This is a genomic window from Sulfurimonas sp. (genome assembly GCF_026988655.1).
Classification (GTDB): Bacteria; Campylobacterota; Campylobacteria; order Campylobacterales; family Sulfurimonadaceae; genus Sulfurimonas.
Genome location: NZ_JALSKT010000078.1, coordinates 1 through 19,718, shown reverse-complemented (window position 1 = coordinate 19,718; position 19,718 = coordinate 1). Strand labels below are relative to the sequence as shown.

Sequence of the window (19,718 nt, the reverse complement as noted above, 5' to 3'; positions counted from 1 at the left end):
GGGGTATAATTCCGAAAAATCATGGACTTATATGTTTGAATTAGTATTATTGGGCTTAGGTGTTGGTTTCTTGTCTGGTTTGTTTGGTATTGGTGGTGGGACTATTTTGGTTCCATTATTGATATTTCTAGGTTATGAAACTAAAATTGCAATTGGTATTTCTGTTGTTCAGATGGTTTTTAGTTCTTTGTATGGTAGTTACCTTAACAATAAAAAAGGTACTTTAGATATTGTCATGGTTACAACTATTGGTGCTGGAGGTTTTGCTGGAGCACTATTGAGTGGGACTATTACTTCATATTTTAGTGATGCTACTTTACAGGCTATATTTTTAGCTTTTGCAACTTTTGCACTTGTAAGACTTTTTATGACGACACATGTGCATGAAGAGACAAAAGAGGTACATAAAGGTTTACTTTTTATTGTAGGGTTTGTAATTGGAATCATTAGTATGACAATAGGAGTAGGTGGAAGTTTGATACTTGTTCCGATTTTAGTCGGATTTTTGCGAGTGCCTTTACGTAAGGCTACTTCTGCGGGATTGTTCTTTGTAGTATTTTCTTCAATCTCAGGACTTATCTCACACTCTATGCATGGTCATATTGATTATACGAGTGGTACAATAATAGGCTTAGCATCACTATTTGGGGTCTACTTAGGTATACACATGAAGCATAAAATAGATGCAAAAATACAAAAAAAACTGCTTATGCTGTTTTATTTAACAGTTGTAGTATATTTAACATATAAAATTTTCGGGGCATAAATGAAAAAAAAAGATAGTATTATAATAACTGGTGCAAGAGAAAATAACTTAAAAAATATTAATTTAACTATTCCTAAAAATGAGCTTATTGTTATGACTGGACTGAGTGGAAGTGGTAAGTCAACACTCGCGTTTGATACGCTTTATGCTGAGGGTCAACGTCGTTATATGGAAAGTTTGTCATCATACGCGCGACAGTTTTTAGATAGAGTGGGTAAACCTGATGTAGATAAGATCGAGGGGTTAACGCCAGCTATTGCGATTGATCAGAAAACAACCTCAAAAAATCCACGTTCAACTGTTGGAACGATAACAGAAATATATGATTATTTTAGACTTTTGTATGCACGAGTGGGTATTCAATATTGCCATAAATGTGGAAAGAAAATTTCACAAATGTCTGCATCAGATATTATTAAAGAGGTAGAAAAATTGCCAGAAGGTGCAAAGCTTGTTCTTATGGCTCCACTTGTACGTGAAAACAAAGGCGCGTATGCAGACTTGATTGAGTCTTTGGTTCATAAAGGTTATGTTCGAGCACAAATAGATGGAGTTATGGTACGTCTTGATGAAGAGATAGAACTCTCTAAAACAAAAAAACATACAATTAAAGTGATAGTCGATAGAGTTATAGTGAAGCCTGAAAATAAAGAACGTATCGCCTCTGATGTTGAAAAAGCATTAAAAGAGAGTTATGGTGAACTTGAAGTAGAAGTTTTAAATCATGAGGAGCTTGACTGTAAACAGCATATTCATTACTCAGAACACAATGCTTGTTTTGATTGTAAAATAAGTTTTGAACCGCTCGAACCATTAAGCTTTTCTTTTAATTCTCCAAAAGGAGCTTGTGCTGAATGTGATGGTCTTGGAATTAGATATGCTCTTGATATAGATAAAATTATAGACCCTGATTTAAGTGTAGAAAAGGGCGCTGTGAAGATTGTTTATGGTTTTAACAAAGGTTACTATTTTACATTTTTAAAAGGTTTTTGTGCTCATAATGATATTGACATTACAGTACCATATTCTGAGCTCGAAGTACATCAGCAAAAAGCTATACTTCATGGAAATATAGATGAAGTGGAATTCTTATGGAAAAACCATACTGTTAAAAGAATTTTCCCCGGTATCATTCGTATAGCGTATGACATGATCAAAGATGAAAAAGAGTTAGCTGACTATATGAGTGAAAAAGTATGTAATATCTGTGAAGGTAATAGACTCAAAAGAGAGTCGTTAGCTGTAAAAGTGGCGGATACGCAAATCGCACAACTGCTTGAAAAACCAATAGCGCAAACGTATGAGTTTTTTGCTAATGAAGATAATTTTTCATATTTTGATTTGCAATCAAAGTTGATAGCTGAACCGATACTTAACGAAATAAAAGAGAGACTCTTCTTTTTGTTTGATGTAGGACTTGGATATATAACACTTGGACGTGATGCAAGAACGATTAGTGGTGGAGAAGCACAAAGAATACGCATTGCTTCTCAAATTGGCTCAGGTTTGACTGGTGTTATGTATGTACTTGATGAGCCTAGTATTGGATTACACGAACGTGACACTTTAAAGCTTATACGTACACTCAGAAGTTTACAAGAAAAAGGCAACACTGTTATAGTTGTAGAACATGATAAAGAGACGATTGAAAATGCGGACTTTATCGTGGATATAGGAAGTGGAGCAGGGAAGTTTGGTGGTGAAGTTGTTTTTAGTGGAACCTTAGATAAGCTAAAAAAAGCAAAAACACTTACGGCTGATTATCTTTATGGACGTAAAAAAATTGAATACTTTTATCGTCGTTCACAAGATAAATACATAGAGATAAAAAATGTCACATTAAATAATATCAATAATTTGAGCGCAAAAATTCCACTGAATAATTTTGTATGTATTACAGGAGTTAGCGGGAGTGGAAAAAGTTCATTGATGTTGCAAACATTGCTACCAACAGCAAGAGAACTACTTAACCATGCAAGAAAGGTCAATAAAGTTGCCGGTGTAGAAATCAATGGACTAGAGCATGTTGATAAGGTTATTTATCTAGATCAAAGTCCTATTGGCCGTACTCCAAGAAGTAATCCAGCTACTTATACAGGAGTAATGGATGAAATACGTAATCTTTTTGCACAAACAAAAGAGAGTCAAATTAGAGGTTATACTGCTTCAAGATTTTCTTTTAATGTCAAAGGCGGTCGTTGTGAAAAGTGTCAAGGTGAAGGTGAAAACAAGATAGAGATGCACTTTTTGCCTGACATCATGGTGAAGTGTGATACGTGTAGAGGACAGCGCTACAATCAACAAACTTTGGAAGTTTTTTATAAAGGTAAGACGATTGCAGATGTCTTAAATATGTCTGTAGATGAAGCTTTTGAATTTTTTAAACCTATTCCTAAAATTCATCAAAAAATGAAAACACTTGTTGATGTGGGACTTGGTTACATAACACTAGGTCAAAATGCAGTTACCCTTTCAGGAGGAGAAGCACAGCGTATTAAGCTCTCTAAAGAGTTAAGTCGTAAAGATACAGGAAAAACACTTTACATTTTAGATGAACCAACGACTGGACTTCATTTTGCTGATGTAGATAGGCTGACAAATGTATTGCATAAGTTCGTAGAGCTTGGTAACTCTATGCTTATCATCGAACATAATTTAGATATGATAAAAAATGCAGACTATGTCATAGATATGGGACCAGAAGGTGGAAGTGGTGGTGGACTCATCATCGCTGAAGGCTCTCCAGAAGAACTTGCAGCAAACCATGAAAAGACAGGTTCTTATACGGGTGAATATTTAAAAAAAGAGCTGCGTTTACATCAGTAAATAGTATTGAAATATATAATTAATGAAAGTTAAGTATAATTACGAAAAAATTTAAAGGCTTACAATGTCAGTATATGTTTTTGGACACAAAAATCCTGATAGTGATTCTATCGTTGGTGCTATCTCTTTATCATATTTAAAAAATCAAGTTGAAAATGAAGAGTATATTCCTGCTCGTCAGGGTGAGATTTCTGCTGAGACTGAATTTATTTTAGATAAATTTGGTGGTGCACTTCCAATGTTAAAAACTTCTGTAGCAGGGGAGAGAGTATTTATCGTTGATTCTACTGATAAACCACACTTTCAAGATGATATTGATGAGGCGACGATTATAGGAATTGCTGATCATCACAAACTTGGTGATTTGATGACAGATGCACCACTAGAAGCATGGATACGTCCAATTGGATGCTCAAACACTGTTATTTACGAAATGTACAGATGTTATGGTGTTGAAGTTCCTAAAGATATCGCCGGTATGATGATGATGGCAATTTTAAGTGATACTGTGATTTTCAAATCTCCAACTTGTACTAAGGTTGATACAAAAGCTGTAAAAGAGTTGGCAGCTATTGCTGGAGTTGAAAATTATAAACAACTTGCTATGGATATGTTTATTGTTAAATCTGCAGTAGATGGTGCAAGTGCTAGAGACTTAAATACTCGTGACTATAAAGAGTTTAATATGAATGGTACGAAAGTGGGTATAGGACAACTTGAAATGGTTGATATCTCAGTTCTTGAACCACGTGAAGATGAACTTCTAGAAGATATGAAAAAAATGAAAGAGGAAGGTGGACTACATACAGTTCTCATTCTTTTAACAGACATCATGAAAGAAGGCTCAAAATTACTCGTAGTAAGCGATGATGAATCTAAAATAGAGGCTGCGTTTAATACACAGTTTATAAACCATAAAGTATGGCTAGATGGTGTTTTAAGTCGTAAAAAACAAGTGGTTCCATTTGTTCAACCACAATTTTAATATTTTTTAGTTTTATTAGAGTAATGTGTAGCTGAAACGATATCTCCAATTATAGCCTTATGATAGAGATATGGTTGTTTCACATTACGGATAACATAACGTCCTCCACTGGTTGTTACAACTTCTAAGGTGCCTACATCGATAAGATTACTAAATTTTTTAGAGAAAGGTTTAATATAGATAGTTCGTATCTCTTCTAAGTTAATTGGAAAAATCTCTTTGATCGTATGCCCTTTGAGTATAATAAGGCGTTCTTGTGTTAGTATGCAGTTATATGATTTTTTTTCTTTAATCTCACTCAGATGAACCCAGAAAGTTCGAAGAACTAAAACGGCTCCAATAACACCAATTTCATATTCATAAGCGATAAGCAGCAGTAAGAATCCTAAACCGTAGAGTTTTACAATGGGAAGATAAAAAGTTTTTGAAAATTCTGCTTTAACTAAGACTGATTCATCTTTATGCAAAACTTTATGAATATTTTCTATAGTATCTTCATGCATTGACTTACTCTGTATATAAAAAACGTTTTATTTTTTTCGTTGGTGTTTTCACAAAAGGCTCAATTTGCTCAATGTACTTTTGTATTTTTGCAAATGAAGCAAGTTGCTCATTTACTTCTACACGCATTTCTTCAAGATGAGTTGCGATTTTATTTCTAATTTCGGATTCTGTTAATTTTTTAGCATCAAAAATTTCATCTATTAATTCATAGTCAAGATGAATTCTTGCAACAAGCTTTCCATTTTGTTCCATAACTAAGGAATCAAGTACCGTTTCGTTTTGGTTTATAATTGATTCAATTTGTTCAGGATAAATATTTTCTCCACCTGCTCCAATGATGACATTTTTACTTCGTCCACTGATGAAAAGATATCCATCATCGTCTATATAACCTAAATCACCTGTCTTAAACCACTCACCATCCATTACCTCTTTTGTTTGTTCTTCATCTTTATAATATCCTAGCATAACACTTGGAGATTTTGTATAAATTTCTCCTTCTCCATTAATTGGATTAGGTTCATGTATTTTGACATCAACATCCACCATTGGTAAACCTGTAGAGCCTATTTTTTTTGTTTCTCCAAGTCGTGTACCTGCAATCAGTGGAGAAGTCTCGGTAAGACCATAACCTACAATATATGGAAAATCTGCTTCTATAAGAAATTGTTCCACATACCTTGCAAGACCTGCTCCTCCGATACCGAAAAACCTTACTCTTCCTCCAAAAGTTTCTATAAGTTTTTTGCCAGCGATTTGGTTAAGTTTTTTCCTTGTAAAAGGAATAGAATAGAGTGTCCTCATTATAAATGACCCCGTAAATTTTGGAAGTATTTTATTTTTATATATTTTTTCTATAATAAGAGGAACACTTAAAATCATTGTAGGCTTAACGCTTGCAAATGCTTTTATTAAAACATTTGGGGTAGGCACTTTGTCGATATAAACAACATCAGAACCGTGAAGGATTGGAACTATCATGCCAACTGTACACTCTAGTGTATGTGCAAGTGGCAAGATGGAAAGAAATGTGTCTTCAGGTACTATCTGGACATTTTTATAGGCTGACATTGCATTTGTGACAAGGTTTTTATGTGAAAGCATAACTCCTTTAGAGTGTCCGGTCGTTCCAGATGTATACAGTAGAGCAGCCATATCATCTTCGTCTGGTTTAGGAAGTTCTTTTGGAGATATTCTTTGTTTAAGTTTTGAAATATAAGAATGATTAGTTAATTCGTCTATGATTTTTAACTTATCTAGTTTGACAACAAACTTAATATTTGAGTCTTCGAGTTCCTCAATAGTTTGAAGGTGTTTTTGTGATACAAAAACCGCTTTAGCCTCAGAATGTCGAATGATGTGCTGAACATCTGCTGGATGAAAATCCGGGAGTATTGGTACAATGACACCACCAAAGTAAGTTACAGCAAAATATGCAACAGCCCAATTAGGCATATTTTCACTTAAAAGTGCTACCTTGTCACCTTTTCTTATACCATTTTCTTTGAGTAGCTGAATCATTTCATGAACATTCTCATTTAAACCTTCATACGTCATTGGTTCTTGATCTACTTTGGAGAGAACTTTTTTTTGTGAATACAACTCCACTGAACGGTTCAGTAGGTTTGGTAGTGTAAAATTTTCTAAATTTTCATAAGGATACATCATATTTTTATCTTTGTATATTAATTTGTAATGATTATACATTTAATTTCTTTAAAATTATCTATAGGATAGTGTGTGAAAAATACACATTTAAAAAATTACTAGTTAATAGCTCAAAAACATATATTGTATAACATTATTAGGAGTATAATTTTATACTTTTACAATTTGGAGATTTATTTATGAATATGCATAAAATCATTTCGGGGTCATTTTTTCTATTGGCAATGACAGTTAATTTTGGGTTTTTTTATGGTGATCCTACAATACTGATACAACATAGTTCGTATGAACTTTTTGCAGCTATTGTAGTTAGCGTTATTGCTACTATATTGAAGCTTGGTGATAGAACGCAACTCGGTGCAGTTTTACTTGCTTCGAGTATTGTAGCAGACATACAGCTTATAGCTGCAGCAACTGTGTGGGCATTTGCTTTGTATGTCGCAAAAGATGTAGGCATAGAAGCTACTGTTGCTATTATCTCTTTATCTGGTGGTGCACTTTTAGCAAATACAGTTTCAGTTATCTTGTTTATGGGTGATACAATAAAATCAAAAAGATAATATGAATGAATGAACAAATCATATGGATAATTCTTAAAAGATTACGGACACCTTTTTTAGTTATTATTATTACCTTTGCTATATCTATTCTTGGTCTAGTGCTTATACCAGGGAGTGATGATGCAGGTAATGTATATAATATGAGCTTTTTTGATGCTTTTTATTTTGTGACCTATATGGCAAGCACCATAGGCTTTGGTGAAGCTCCTTATGCATTTAACTATCAACAAAGAATGTGGGTGAGTTTTACTATTTATTTTACTGTTGTTGGCTGGTTTTATGGTATTGGGGCTATTGTCTCTCTTATTCAAGATGAAACACTAAGAAAAGCACTCAGTAGGAATGCTTTTAGAAGTCATGTCAAACGTCTTGAAAATCCTTTTTACATTATACTTGGATATAACAGCATAACAAGAAGTATCATAGATAGAATTAACGGTCAGGATTATCAAGTAGTAGTTTTAGATAAAGATGAAGATAAAATCGATGAACTTGTACTTGAAAACTTTTACCCGCATGTACCTGCATTTGTTGGGGATGCAACAAATCAAAAAATGCTTAAAATCGCTGGTATTCATGAAAAAAACTGTGTTGGAATTATTTCACTCTTTGAAGATGATATGGTAAATTCGAAGATAGCAACCATTAGCCAACTCCTCAATAAAAAAATAAATATTATCGTAAAAGCAACTTCTCAGCAACAGGTTGAACATTTTAGTAATATGAATTTAAAACATGTTAAAAATCCTTTTGATATTATCTCTAAGCGTATTTATTATGGTATCACTGCTCCACATATTTGGCTTCTAGAGATGTGGATGTATGGGCATATTTTAAAACTAAAAAAACGTGACCTTTTTCCTCATGGTAGATATATTATTTATGGATATGGTCGCATGGGTAAAGCCATTCAAGTTGGACTTCAACGTGCCGGGGTTGAGTATGTTGTGCATAGTTTTGACTCAGAAAAATATATACAAGAGAAAAAAACAACGATTTTTGGAGATGAAGATGATATTCAAACCTTGATTGATTTAGATGTAAAAAACAGTGCTTGTATCATCGCTGCAACAAAAAATGATTTATTAAATCTTACTATTTTAAATCAGGCAAAACAACTTAATCCCAAGATTTTTACAATAGCGAGAGAAAATGAACTAGATGATTTAAATATTTTTCAAGCTTCTAAAATAAATAAAATCTATATTGTAGAAAAAATATTAGCAGATGCAACATATAACTATATCTCGAGACCCTTGGCTGATATTTTTATTCTTGAGGCAAGAAAACAAGATGAAGAATGGGCTGAGATAATTGTTAATATGTTAAATAATATAACAGGTATGAACCCTTCGTATTATGAAATGAAAATTGATGATGAAGATGCGTATGCACTTACTCTAAAGTTAAATGAGAACAAAAAAATAACCTTAGCTGATTTAAGAAAATCTCGTGAAAATAGGGATGAACTACTACATGTGGTGTATCTTCTTTTAAAAAGAGGTGATGATATCTACCTTATGCCAGATTCTCGTATGGACTTAGAATTAGGCGATGAACTGTTGATGGTTGCCGATGAAGAGAGTTATAATGATTTTGAGTATATAATCAACAATATTTATGAATTAGAGTATGTTTTAGGCTATGAAAAAGCAAACAAACAAGGAAAACATTGAAAGATAAAAAAAATATATTTGTCTCTTTAGCTTACTTTTTCGCAAGCTCAAGAAAGTATCAAAAAATAAAAAGCTTTTTTAGAGATATACTAGAAAATGATCAGTATCCTTATAAAAAATATTTTGATATATTTATGATTACAATTATTTTAACAAGTGTGACCATTTTGGTGATTGATGTGAGAAATCACATTCCTGTTTGGCTTGATGATTTTGATTTGTATTTTATTACTTTTGTGTTTGTGGTAGAGTATTTACTGCGTTTATGGGTTTATAGTGATATACATAAAATGCTTATTGAAGAGTATGAGGAGAGTCTTTTCTTTGATAAAAAGCTCTCTTTATTTAAGGTATTTGGAAAAATATTTAAATCCAAATGGCAATACATCTCTTCTCTTGCTGCAATAGTAGACTTGATTGCTATACTGCCAAGTTACAGAGGGGTGCGTGTTCTACGCGTTTTAATTCTCTTTCGAGCATTTAAGATGCTTCGATATGCAAAAAGTTTAACAGGTTTTTTATTTGTTTTGAAAAATAAGAAATTTGAACTTCTTACACTTCTTACACTTTCTGCATTTTTTATATTTATATCGGGAATAATGCTGTATGTCTTTGAGGGAGATAATGACAATCCAAATATACATAACCTTTTTGATGCTTTTTATTGGGCACTTGTCACCATATCTACTGTAGGATATGGAGATATTTCACCAATAACAACAGAGGGTCGTGTTGTGTCTATGCTGATTATTATTACAGGTATAGGGCTTATCTCATTTTTTACTTCCATTATTGTTTCATCTTTTAGTGAAAGGCTGAGTTCTTTACGTGAAGATAGGGTGGTTCAGGAGATAGGTAAGAAGCAAAATCTTACTGTTATTTGTGGTTTTGGCTTACTTGGTAGACTTGTTGCACAAGGTTTTGAGAAAGAGGGCATAGATTTTGTGGTGATTGATTTGGACGAGGAAAAAGCAAATTTAGCATATGAAAAAGGGTATAGTGCCATTTGTACAGATGCAACGCAAAGTCATACTTTTGAGCGATTAGGCATACAAGATAGTATAGCCAGTGTTTTATGTTTAACATCGGATGATATTCAGAATGCTTTTATCGCTATAAATGTTAAAAGTTTAAATGAAAATGTCTATGTTGCAGCACGATGCTCTGATGAAGAGATTGCACAAAAGATGAAATTTGCAAAAGTTGATCAGCTTATAATGCCAGAAAAGATAGCAAGTATGATGGGCTCAGTGTATGCAGGTGAGCCAGCTGCGTTTGAAGTTCTTCTCTCTATCGTAGAAGAGAAGGCTAAGACGCAGATAGATGAAATTGTTGTTACTAAAAACAATTTTATGGATTCTAAGTCTATAAAAGAGATAAACTTTAATAAATATAGAATTATTTTATTGGGTGTTTTTCAAAAAGCACATACTCAAGGAAGTATTGGTGAGTTTATATTTAATCCAGAGGATGATTTTATCCTAAACGCAGGTGATAAACTGATATGTATTGGATATGTTTCTGCAATTGCTAACATAAAAAGAAAGGCATAATAATGACAGGCAAAAAAAATATTGTACTTTTTGGGTATGGAAACTTTGCAAGACATTTATATAAAAATTTAGCTACGAGTGGTCATAAAATAAAAGTCATTAATACACTTGAAGAGAGTGCTACTGCGTTTGAAGATGAGGATGTAGATATCACACTTATCAATATTAAGAAAAATGAAGATGTACTCTCGCTTGGTATAAACCCTGAAACCGATTTACTCTATTGTGCGATGAGTAAAACTGCAAACAATCTTTTTTTAGTACTAACTTTAAAAGCCTTGTATCCTAATGCAGATATTATCGCCATTAGCAACTCCTATGAAAATACAAGAAAACTAAAATATGCTGGTGCAGGAAGTGTGATAGATCTGTATGAAGCAACATCCAGAAGAGTTGTAAATATGTTTACAAGACCAGCGGTGACAAAGGCACTAGATGAGATTATCTATAATCAAAACAATATTAAAATGGCAGAGATAGAACTTCCACAAAATAGTTTTCTAGAAGGGGTTTCAGTTAGTGAAATAGATTTTAAAGCTATTGGAATTATTTTGATTGCGATTATTGATAAAGAACTTGGACAGGAACTTATATTTATAGATCATAGAATTGACCATAAACTTGATGCAGGTGACACTCTCGTTGTCGTTGGTTTAATTGATAAATTGCAAGATTTTAAAGACAAACTAGAACTTGAAGAGTAGGGATAATTAGTTAAAATGAAGTATGAAGCGGCTTCCTTTTTCTGATGTTTGTACTTCTACTTTTATCTCCATAGCAAGTGCGAGTCTTTTGACAATGTCTAGTCCAAAACCGCTACTTTGCTCCATACTATAGGATCGCTCGAAAATTTTGTGTGGCTCTTTGATGCCTTTTCCACTGTCTTGTATATAAAGTGCATCTTTTTTGGTGTATATTTTTATAAAACCATTTTTACTATTGTATTTACAGGCATTTGAAATAATGTTTTGCAAAATCTGTTTCACTGCGTTTGGATTGAGTTTGGCTTTTAAATTTCCACATTCTACTTGAAAATCTAGTTCTGGATATATCTCACTTTGTGCCTCAACAACTTCTTGAGCAATTTTACATACATTAACATTCGTCATTTGAAATGTCTCTTCTTGTAGTAAGATTGTTAAGTTCTCATGCAGTTCTGAAATACTTGCAACACTTTTGTTAAGGCGTTGCAAAGCTTTTGTCTCTTGAAGTTGTGGAATTTTTTCAATGAGTTTCATGTTGAGTTGTATGGAAGTAACAGGAGTATTTAGGTCATGAATTAAATCTTTAGCGAACTTATCAAGGGTGTGAATACTTTCCTGTAAAGGTTTAAGTGCACTTTTTGCTAGTCTATAACTTAAAAATGCAAATAGTAAGAGGAGGAATATTTGTACTGTTATAACCCTGCTTTTGAAACTCCAAATCTTATTATCAAAATCTTTTTTTGACTTAAAAACTTGCAGATATTTTCCATTTCTATTCATAGGAAGGAGCTTTGAAAATTCATATTTATTTATTGTAAAATTTCTTATATCTATATGTTTGTTGTTTGTACTTATAAAAGTGTGATGGTATTTTTTCTTGTAATTATCTAGTGAGATTCCCATTTTAATATGCCTAGCGTACTCTATAAGGGAAAATTCTTCCATTTTTAAGTAATGGTTTTTTGTTTGTTCAAAATAAAAATATCCTGCTGCTAAAATAAGGAATGCAACACTCACAAAATAGGTAATAAAAAACTTTAAAAAAGCTTGTTTTTCATGTGTGTGCAAGACGATATCCTATCCCTTTGATGGTAGTGATGGGTAAACCAATTTTTCTCAGCTTATTGATATGAACGCGAAGCGCTCCCTCGCTCATCTCACTCCCTTGTGAGAGTTCATTTAAAAGCTCTTCTTTAGGAACTGTTTTATCAAGATTTTTAAAAAGTATATTTGTAAGCTGTAGCTCATAAGGTGAAAGCGCAATAAAAGTGCCATTTTGATAAAGTTCATTTTTATCTATTGAAAACTTGAAAGTATCTACACAAATTTCATCTATATAAGAGTTAAAGGATTTTTTAATCAAAGCATGAATACGAATAAGTAGTTCATCAAAATCAAAAGGTTTTTTTATGTAGTCATCTGCACCAACATCAAAACCATTTGCCAAAGAAGCTACATCACTTAAAGAAGTGATAAATATAGCCGGTGTTTTGTCACCGCTTTGCCTCAAACTTTTTAAAAATTCAAAGCCATTAAGAAAAGGAACATTTACATCAAGAAGTAAAAGATTGAAATGATGGAGAAAAGTTGCATCAAGTGCTGCTTCTCCATCAGACACATGAAAGACTTCAAATCCTTCACTTGCTAATAATTCTATAAGGGTTTCAGATAAGATAGGATCATCTTCTAAAAGTAATATTTTGGACATGAGTGAAGTATATACTAAAGTATATTAGCGTATCGTTAATACACGGTCAATCAAAACTAAGATAACTTCAAAACTCAAGTCACCCTGAACTTGATTCAGGGTCTAATCTCTTCTTGTGTTCATATAGTGTATCATTCGCTTACTATTTAGATTAATTTATATCAAGGTGAGACAATGAGCAGACGCAATAAAAACAAAAATAACAATCACAAAAAAGAGACCATAACTTTTAGCGAAAAAGATTTTCTTCCTACAACGCGTGCAGAGATGGACGCTAGAGGATGGGATTATTGTGATGTTATTCTTGTGAGTGGTGATGCTTACATTGATTCACCATTTATCGGTGTTGCTATGGTTGGTCGTATGCTTGAACGCATGGGATATAAAGTAGGAATGATAGGTCAGCCTGATATTAATTCAGCTGATGATATTTCACGTCTTGGTGAGCCTCGTCTTTATTGGGGTGTGAGTGGTGGAAGTGTTGACTCTATGGTGAGTAACTACACAGCAACCAAAAAATTTAGAAACTCTGATGATTATACACCTGGTGGTAAAAACAACAAACGACCTGATAGAGCTTTAAGTGTTTACTGCAATCTTATACGACGCCATTTTAAAAATACAGTTCCTTTAGTCTTGGGTGGGATTGAAGCTTCTCTTCGTCGTGTGAGTCATTATGATTATTGGTCAAATAAACTTAAAAAGCCTATTTTATTTGATTCAAAAGCAGATATTATGATCTACGGAATGGGTGAAATAGCGCTTGAGCAGCTCACACGTGCCATAGATGAAAAACGTGACTATCGTGATATTCGCGGGGTCTGTTATATTGCTAAAGAGCCTGTGCTTGATTATATTCAACTGCCATCACATCAAGAGTGTTTGGATGATAAAGAAAAATACATTGATTTGTTTGATGATTTTTATGACAACAATGACCCAATATCGGCAAATGGCTTATGTCAGCCTGTTGATTCTCGCTTTCTCATTCAAAACCCTCCTTGTGATTATCTGAATGAAGATGAAATGGATGCTAATTCAGATTTACCTTTTACAAGGGAGTTACATCCTTACTATGCCAAAGATGGTAAGGTAAAGTGTTTGGAGACTATCAAGTTTTCTATCATGACACATCATGGTTGTTGGGGAGAGTGTAACTTCTGTGCCATTGGTGTGCATCAAGGACGTACCATCCGAACACGTTCAGAAAATAATATTTTAGCAGAAGCAAAAGAGTTTAATAAATATAAAGACTACAAAGGCATCATATCCGATGTTGGAGGTCCTACGGCAAATATGTATGGCTATGAGTGTAATAAAAAGCTCAAACTTGGCACTTGTGATCATCAGCGTTGTGTTGATGCTTCTCACCTGTGTAAATCTATGAAAGTAGATCACTCACGCAATATCAATCTTTTAAGACAGGTACGAGAAGTACCAGGGGTTAGAAAAGCTTTTGTTGCTTCTGGAGTACGTTATGACTTGATAACTGCTGATAAAAAACATGGTTATGACTACTTAAAAGAGATGGTGGATCACCATATATCAGGACAGATGAAAGTAGCACCAGAACATACACAACAACATGTACTTGAACTTATGGGAAAACCTGGAAAACAAACACTTATAGATTTTAAAAAGCTTTATGACAAACTTAACAAAGAGAGTGGTAAAAAACAGTTTTTGACTTACTACCTTATAGCTGCACATCCGGGGTGTGAGGAGAAAGATATGCATGAGTTGAAGCGTTTTACTACAGAAGAGTTGCAAATGAATCCAGAACAAGCACAGGTATTTACACCAACCCCATCAACATATAGTGCGGTAATGTATTACACAGAGATGGATCCAAAAACTCGCAAAAAAATCTTCGTAGAAAAAGATACAAAACGAAAAGAGAGACAAAAACAAATAGTTGTCGCCAAAGATAATTTTGCTAGTGGTTTTGCTTCGTAGTTGAGATAGAAGTAGCTGTTAAAAAGATATAGTCTTTGCCTGTAACAGTTACTCTAAACTTTTTTTGTTGCATATACTTCTTGCTGAAGATTACATCTTTATATAGGAGCCCCATCTCTGAGAAAGGGTAGTTTTTTACCCTTGCTCCATAAATCATCTCTCCATCAATCCAACGACAGTTGGGAAAACCAAGGATAATCGCGCCACTGCGTTTGAGTTGGTTTTGTACGATATTCATAAGTAGCTTGTTAAATTCTAAATTTGAACTTTGTAATGTCCCTATACTAATGATGAGGTCAAATTTACCCAGTTCTAGTTCATCGAGTTTATTTATATCATGCGTGTAAAAAGATATGTTACTACTGCGTTTGAACTTCTCTTTTGCTGCGTTTATAGCTGAGGAACAATAATCTATACCGATGAGTTCTTGATTTTCAAAGTTTTTACTGAGTGCTTGAATGGCTTCAAATTCATCGCCACTATTGACACCAAGATTTAATATTCTTATTCTCGTCTCTATTTTTACATTTTCAAGTGCTTGCATATAATAGTGAATAAATGCAGTTTCTTCATTTTTGTGTATTTTACTAAAGATGGAGTTTTCTCCATATTTTTCTTCTTTGTCTACTATATTTTTATGAAAACTACTATCTTCATTAAGTTTTTCATAACGAATCAAGACAAAATTGTCATCAATTTTTTCAGGTGTGAGCATTCTGCAGTTGAGTACCTGTGCCAAATCTAGCCAGCTTTTGTAGCCACGATATATGACATCTTCATTATTAACTGTAATACTATTTCCATTATAAAGAGAACTTCTTATATCCGGATTGACAGCTTTAAATGTAACTGTTTCTTTTGTATTTGTGATTTTAAGTTTGTTTTTTATTTTTTTTATTGTCATCCACAAAGGGGTTTTGTATATGTTATCCATAGGAATTATCTTGCAAGAATCATTCCTAAAAATTGTTATAAAATTATGATTTGTATGCTAAGCACGATTTAATGCAAAAAATGTTCCAACTATAGCAATTTCTTACATTCTTTTTAGTTTTATTTGTCTACAATAAAGAAAAAAAATAAATTGAGGAGTAGGCAATTCATGCGAATAGATAAATTTTTAAATTCTGTCAATATTACTAAACGGCGCTCAGTTGCACAAGATATGATTAGCAATGGTGTTGTGCTTATTAATGGTACAGTAGCAAAGGCGAGTAAAAATGTAGAAGTTGGCAGTGTTATCACTATAAATTACCTCAATGAAGCTAAAAAATACGAAGTCTTACAGATCCCTACGACGAAATCAACTCCTAAATCATTACAAGATCAATACATTAAGGAAATCTCATGACATATGATGAGGCAAAAGCTCAATTTACTTCACTTTTTAAGCACGAGATGAATGATGAAGCGATGCGCAACTTACTTCTTAGCATGACTTTAGATGAAAATACTCCTGTAGTAGAGATAGCAGCTGCAGCAGATGTTATGCGAAGCTTTGCCATAGCTTTGCCTATTTCACAAGAATCACGTAAAAATGCCATAGACATTGTTGGAACAGGTGGCGATAAGATAGGCTCTTTTAACATCTCTACTACTACTTCTATCCTTACTGCAGCTTGTGGTGCAATGGTCGCAAAACATGGAAACCGCTCCATAACATCAAAAAGCGGAAGTGCCGACGTTTTAGAAGCTTTGGGTATTAACCTCTCTTTGGGCATTGATAAAAATGCAAGACTTTTAGAAGAGGCAGGTTGGTGTTTTATGTTTGCACAAAATCATCATCCTGCTATGAAGTTCATTATGCCGGTGAGAAAATCCATAGAAAATAAGACTATTTTTAATGTCTTAGGACCACTAACAAATCCAGCAAATATTCAAAAATATATGCTTGGTGTTTTTGATAAAGTTTTTGTGCCAAAAATGGCAGAAGCATTGAAAATCAATGGAGCAACTTCAGCGCTTGTTGTAAGTTCACAAGAGGGCATGGATGAGATTGGTATCAGTGGTATCACCTACGCTACTCGTCTCAAAGAAGGTACTTTAACAGAGTTTGAACTTAATCCTCGTGATTATGGTCTCAAGCTAGCTCCTCTTGAAGCCATAGCTGGTGGAGATGCAAAAGAAAATGCAAAAATTATGTTAAATATCTTTGACAACTCTGCAACAGAGGCGCAGCGTGACATAGTGTTGCTCAATACTGCGGCTTCTTTGATGGTCGATGGCTTGGCTCGTGATATACAAGATGGACTTGAGATGGGACGTGAAGCATTAGGCAATGCTAGAGCAAAGAAAAAGCTTAAACAGATAGTGGAGATTTCTAACAAGTTATGAAAAAAAGCTATACTTTAAACGAAACGCAGCTTGACGTGCTTGTTGATGACATCTTAAAAAATATACAAAATGGCGTTATCATTTTACGTGGTGATTTAGCAGCAGGAAAAACAACACTTGTGAAAAATATTGCGAAAAAACTAGGCTATTTGGATGATGTCACATCACCTACTTTTTCCTTGCAACAATGCTATGGTGACAAAATTTTTCATTATGATATTTACAATCATGGAGTAGAGCATTTTATATCACTTGGAATGCTTGAAGAGTTAGACAAAGAAGGGCTTCATTTTATAGAGTGGGGCGATGAAAAACTCATAGAACTTTTAGAGTCTGTTGGCATCGAGACCATGGTCATCGACATAGAAAAAATTTCAGATAAGCAAAGAGAGTACACTGTATGCACACATTAAAAGCGCAAGAACTACAAAAAAAGATAAAAGATTTAGAGATAGTTAAAAGTATCTCTCTTGAAGTAAAAAGTGGCGAGGTTGTTGGACTTTTAGGACCAAATGGTGCTGGAAAAACTACCACCTTTTATATGATTTGTGGACTTGTTGAAGCTTCTGGTGGGAAGGTCTTTTTTGATGATGAAGACTTGATAGGGATGCCTCTGCATGCTAGAGCACGCAAAGGTATTGGCTACCTTCCTCAAGAAGCTTCTATCTTCAAAGATTTAACAGTTGAAGATAACCTCATGATAGCCGCACAAGTAGGCATAAAAGGCGAAGAAGCCCAAGAGGAACGCATCTTAGAGCTTTTGGATATGTTCAACATTGAACCTATTCGCTATCGTAAGGGAATTAGTCTCTCCGGTGGAGAGCGTCGTCGTGTGGAGATTGCTCGTGCGCTTGTGAATAAGCCAAAGTTCTTACTCCTAGATGAACCTTTTGCAGGGGTTGATCCCATCGCTGTTATGGATATTCAAAAAGTTATCCATCAGCTTGTCTCTTATGACATTGGCGTACTTATAACTGACCATAATGTTCGTGAAACTTTGGATGTTTGTGACCGTGCTTATGTTATCAAAGCAGGTGAGCTTTTAGCAAGTGGAACAAGTGATGAGATAGGACAAAATGCTGATGTTCGTAAGCATTATCTCGGCGAAAACTTTAAGCTTTAAGACTAGAAAATATGGCAGGATTAAGACAATCTCAAAGTGTAGAGACCAAGCATAAGCTCTCAAATACTCTACGTAATTGGCTACCGATACTTCACTCAAGTCTTTCTGATTTGGGGGAAGCTATGTCTCCTTTTGTAGATGCCAATCCTGTGATAGAAATAAAATCAGGCTATGAAGAGAATTTTGAAAAAAAGATTCCAAAAAAAATCATCTCACGTGCTGTAAGCAACTCTCGAACTGAGCAGATAGAAGCCCTGACGATAAAGCATAAATCGCTTTATGAAGTTTTAGATGAACAGCTCGGAGCACCGCTTTTTCCCACGCCAATTTCTCAAAAAATAGCGCAGTATGTTGTTGAAAATCTGGATGAGTTTGGATACTATGAGGGGGCAACTGAAGAGTTTTGTCAAAAGAATGATCTTGAGATTGATTTTTTTGAGAAGACTCGCCTGCGTTTTGCGCACATCGAACCTGTAGGCATAGGCGCAAAAGATTTATCTGAATCTTTTTTATTTCAACTTGACAACTCAGAGATAAGCGACAAGGCTTATGGACTTGCAGTTGAAATTATTCGTGATATGCAAAATATTCACAGCTACTCTTCGCAAGAGAATTTTAGTGAAGTGATGCGGATATTTTCTACCTTTAGCAACCCACCAAACATAGAGTATCAAGAAGAGTCAGCGCAGGTCGTACCTGATTTGATGATTTACTTCAATGATGAAAACCAGATAGAAGTTAAGCTAAATGATGCGTATTATCCAGTCATACACATCGACACTGCTTATGGTGTTGAGCATGAGTTTGTTACACAAAAGATAAAAGAGGCAAAATCCCTTGTGGATGCACTTGATATGCGAAAAGCAACGCTTTACAAAGTAGGGCTCATGATAGTTGAGTATCAGTATGAATTTTTTACAGGTGGAGCGATCATGCCACTTACTTTAAAAACTCTTGCGGATGAATTTGGGCATAATCCCTCAACCATTTCTCGTGCTATTGCTAACAAATATATCGCCTGTGACAGAGGTGTGCTTGCTATGAAAGAGTTTTTTACTACAGCCATAGATGAAGATATCTCAAACGCAGCTATCAAAGAGTTTTTGATAACGCTCATCCAACAAGAGAGTCGTGTGAAGCCTTTGAGTGATATGAAGCTTCTTGATTTGATTCAAGATAAGTTCAAGGTAAAAATGGTGCGTAGAACCATCGCGAAATATAGAAAACAGCTCAATATCGCAGGCTCAAGCGAGAGAAAAAAACTCTATCAGTTAGGTTTGTAAACGCAATGAATATTAAAAAAAGACTCGATGAAGAGGTTGCTAAAAGAAACACTAAAAATGAGATAAATCAAG

The 19,718-nt window shown here is 34.2% G+C and carries 18 protein-coding genes; 13 read left to right on the top strand and 5 right to left on the bottom strand.

The window, feature by feature from the left end:
* Nucleotides 1-31: 31 nt before the first annotated feature.
* From MV052_RS08425 to MV052_RS08415, 3 genes are all read left to right on the top strand, one after another.
* On the top strand, nucleotides 32-766 hold the full coding sequence (locus MV052_RS08425) for a sulfite exporter TauE/SafE family protein (protein ID WP_297443145.1): 735 nt from the start codon (nucleotides 32-34) through the stop codon (nucleotides 764-766).
* Entirely contained in the window at nucleotides 767-3,592 is a 2,826-nt protein-coding gene (gene uvrA, locus MV052_RS08420) for an excinuclease ABC subunit UvrA (protein WP_297443142.1), read from the top strand.
* A 64-nt stretch (nucleotides 3,593-3,656) separates the two neighbouring features.
* The gene (locus MV052_RS08415) at nucleotides 3,657-4,577 is read left to right on the top strand and encodes a manganese-dependent inorganic pyrophosphatase (RefSeq protein ID WP_297443139.1); all 921 of its coding nucleotides are present in this window, start codon (nucleotides 3,657-3,659) and stop codon (nucleotides 4,575-4,577) included.
* Here MV052_RS08415 and MV052_RS08410 read toward each other — a convergent pair.
* On the bottom strand, nucleotides 4,574-5,080 hold the full coding sequence (locus tag MV052_RS08410; RefSeq protein ID WP_297443136.1) for a hypothetical protein: 507 nt from the start codon (nucleotides 5,078-5,080) through the stop codon (nucleotides 4,574-4,576). The two genes, MV052_RS08415 and MV052_RS08410, sit on opposite strands and share 4 nt — an antisense overlap.
* A 4-nt stretch (nucleotides 5,081-5,084) precedes the next feature.
* The gene (locus MV052_RS08405; RefSeq protein WP_297443132.1) at nucleotides 5,085-6,788 is read right to left on the bottom strand and encodes an AMP-binding protein; all 1,704 of its coding nucleotides are present in this window, start codon (nucleotides 6,786-6,788) and stop codon (nucleotides 5,085-5,087) included.
* 140 nt (nucleotides 6,789-6,928) lie between these two features.
* Here MV052_RS08405 and MV052_RS08400 point away from each other — a divergent pair, with 140 nt between their 5' ends.
* The 4 genes from MV052_RS08400 to MV052_RS08385 are packed head-to-tail and all read left to right on the top strand — an operon-like array spanning nucleotide 6,929 to nucleotide 11,242.
* Nucleotides 6,929-7,309: a DUF6394 family protein gene (locus MV052_RS08400; protein ID WP_297443128.1), complete on the top strand. Its 381-nt coding sequence runs from the start codon at nucleotides 6,929-6,931 to the stop codon at nucleotides 7,307-7,309.
* A 5-nt stretch (nucleotides 7,310-7,314) separates the two neighbouring features.
* Nucleotides 7,315-8,985 (top strand): NAD-binding protein, encoded by a 1,671-nt coding sequence (locus MV052_RS08395; RefSeq protein ID WP_297443124.1) that lies wholly within the window; start codon nucleotides 7,315-7,317, stop codon nucleotides 8,983-8,985.
* Nucleotides 8,982-10,538: an ion transporter gene (locus MV052_RS08390; protein ID WP_297443121.1), complete on the top strand. Its 1,557-nt coding sequence runs from the start codon at nucleotides 8,982-8,984 to the stop codon at nucleotides 10,536-10,538. The genes MV052_RS08395 and MV052_RS08390 overlap by 4 nt, the downstream gene beginning before the upstream one ends.
* A 2-nt stretch (nucleotides 10,539-10,540) precedes the next feature.
* Nucleotides 10,541-11,242: an NAD-binding protein gene (locus MV052_RS08385; RefSeq protein WP_297443117.1), complete on the top strand. Its 702-nt coding sequence runs from the start codon at nucleotides 10,541-10,543 to the stop codon at nucleotides 11,240-11,242.
* A gap of 6 nt (nucleotides 11,243-11,248) precedes the next feature.
* Here MV052_RS08385 and MV052_RS08380 read toward each other — a convergent pair whose 3' ends face one another.
* Both MV052_RS08380 and MV052_RS08375 read right to left on the bottom strand, forming a co-directional pair.
* Entirely contained in the window at nucleotides 11,249-12,310 is a 1,062-nt protein-coding gene (locus tag MV052_RS08380; RefSeq protein WP_297443114.1) for a HAMP domain-containing sensor histidine kinase, read from the bottom strand.
* Nucleotides 12,297-12,950: a response regulator transcription factor gene (locus MV052_RS08375; RefSeq protein ID WP_297443111.1), complete on the bottom strand. Its 654-nt coding sequence runs from the start codon at nucleotides 12,948-12,950 to the stop codon at nucleotides 12,297-12,299. The genes MV052_RS08380 and MV052_RS08375 overlap by 14 nt, the downstream gene beginning before the upstream one ends.
* A 174-nt stretch (nucleotides 12,951-13,124) precedes the next feature.
* Here MV052_RS08375 and MV052_RS08370 point away from each other — a divergent pair, with 174 nt between their 5' ends.
* Nucleotides 13,125-14,906 (top strand): YgiQ family radical SAM protein, encoded by a 1,782-nt coding sequence (locus tag MV052_RS08370; RefSeq protein ID WP_297443108.1) that lies wholly within the window; start codon nucleotides 13,125-13,127, stop codon nucleotides 14,904-14,906.
* Here MV052_RS08370 and MV052_RS08365 read toward each other — a convergent pair.
* Complete coding sequence (locus MV052_RS08365) at nucleotides 14,887-15,840, bottom strand: methyltransferase domain-containing protein (protein ID WP_297443105.1); 954 nt, start codon at nucleotides 15,838-15,840, stop codon at nucleotides 14,887-14,889. The genes MV052_RS08370 and MV052_RS08365 overlap by 20 nt on opposite strands.
* Before the next feature lie 168 nt (nucleotides 15,841-16,008).
* Here MV052_RS08365 and MV052_RS08360 point away from each other — a divergent pair, with 168 nt between their 5' ends.
* From MV052_RS08360 to MV052_RS08340, 5 genes are read left to right on the top strand one after another with little or no spacing between them, the layout of a single operon-like run.
* Complete coding sequence (locus MV052_RS08360) at nucleotides 16,009-16,257, top strand: RNA-binding S4 domain-containing protein (RefSeq protein ID WP_297443101.1); 249 nt, start codon at nucleotides 16,009-16,011, stop codon at nucleotides 16,255-16,257.
* Complete coding sequence (gene trpD / locus MV052_RS08355; protein WP_297443098.1) at nucleotides 16,254-17,240, top strand: anthranilate phosphoribosyltransferase; 987 nt, start codon at nucleotides 16,254-16,256, stop codon at nucleotides 17,238-17,240. The genes MV052_RS08360 and trpD overlap by 4 nt, the downstream gene beginning before the upstream one ends.
* Nucleotides 17,237-17,653 (top strand): tRNA (adenosine(37)-N6)-threonylcarbamoyltransferase complex ATPase subunit type 1 TsaE, encoded by a 417-nt coding sequence (tsaE, locus tag MV052_RS08350; RefSeq protein WP_297443095.1) that lies wholly within the window; start codon nucleotides 17,237-17,239, stop codon nucleotides 17,651-17,653. Before trpD ends, tsaE begins: the two co-directional genes overlap by 4 nt.
* Nucleotides 17,641-18,363, top strand: a complete 723-nt coding sequence (lptB, locus tag MV052_RS08345; RefSeq protein ID WP_297443093.1) for an LPS export ABC transporter ATP-binding protein — start codon at nucleotides 17,641-17,643, stop codon at nucleotides 18,361-18,363. Before tsaE ends, lptB begins: the two co-directional genes overlap by 13 nt.
* Nucleotides 18,364-18,374: 11 nt before the next feature.
* Nucleotides 18,375-19,646 (top strand): RNA polymerase factor sigma-54, encoded by a 1,272-nt coding sequence (locus tag MV052_RS08340; RefSeq protein ID WP_297443090.1) that lies wholly within the window; start codon nucleotides 18,375-18,377, stop codon nucleotides 19,644-19,646.
* Nucleotides 19,647-19,718: the final 72 nt, after the last annotated feature.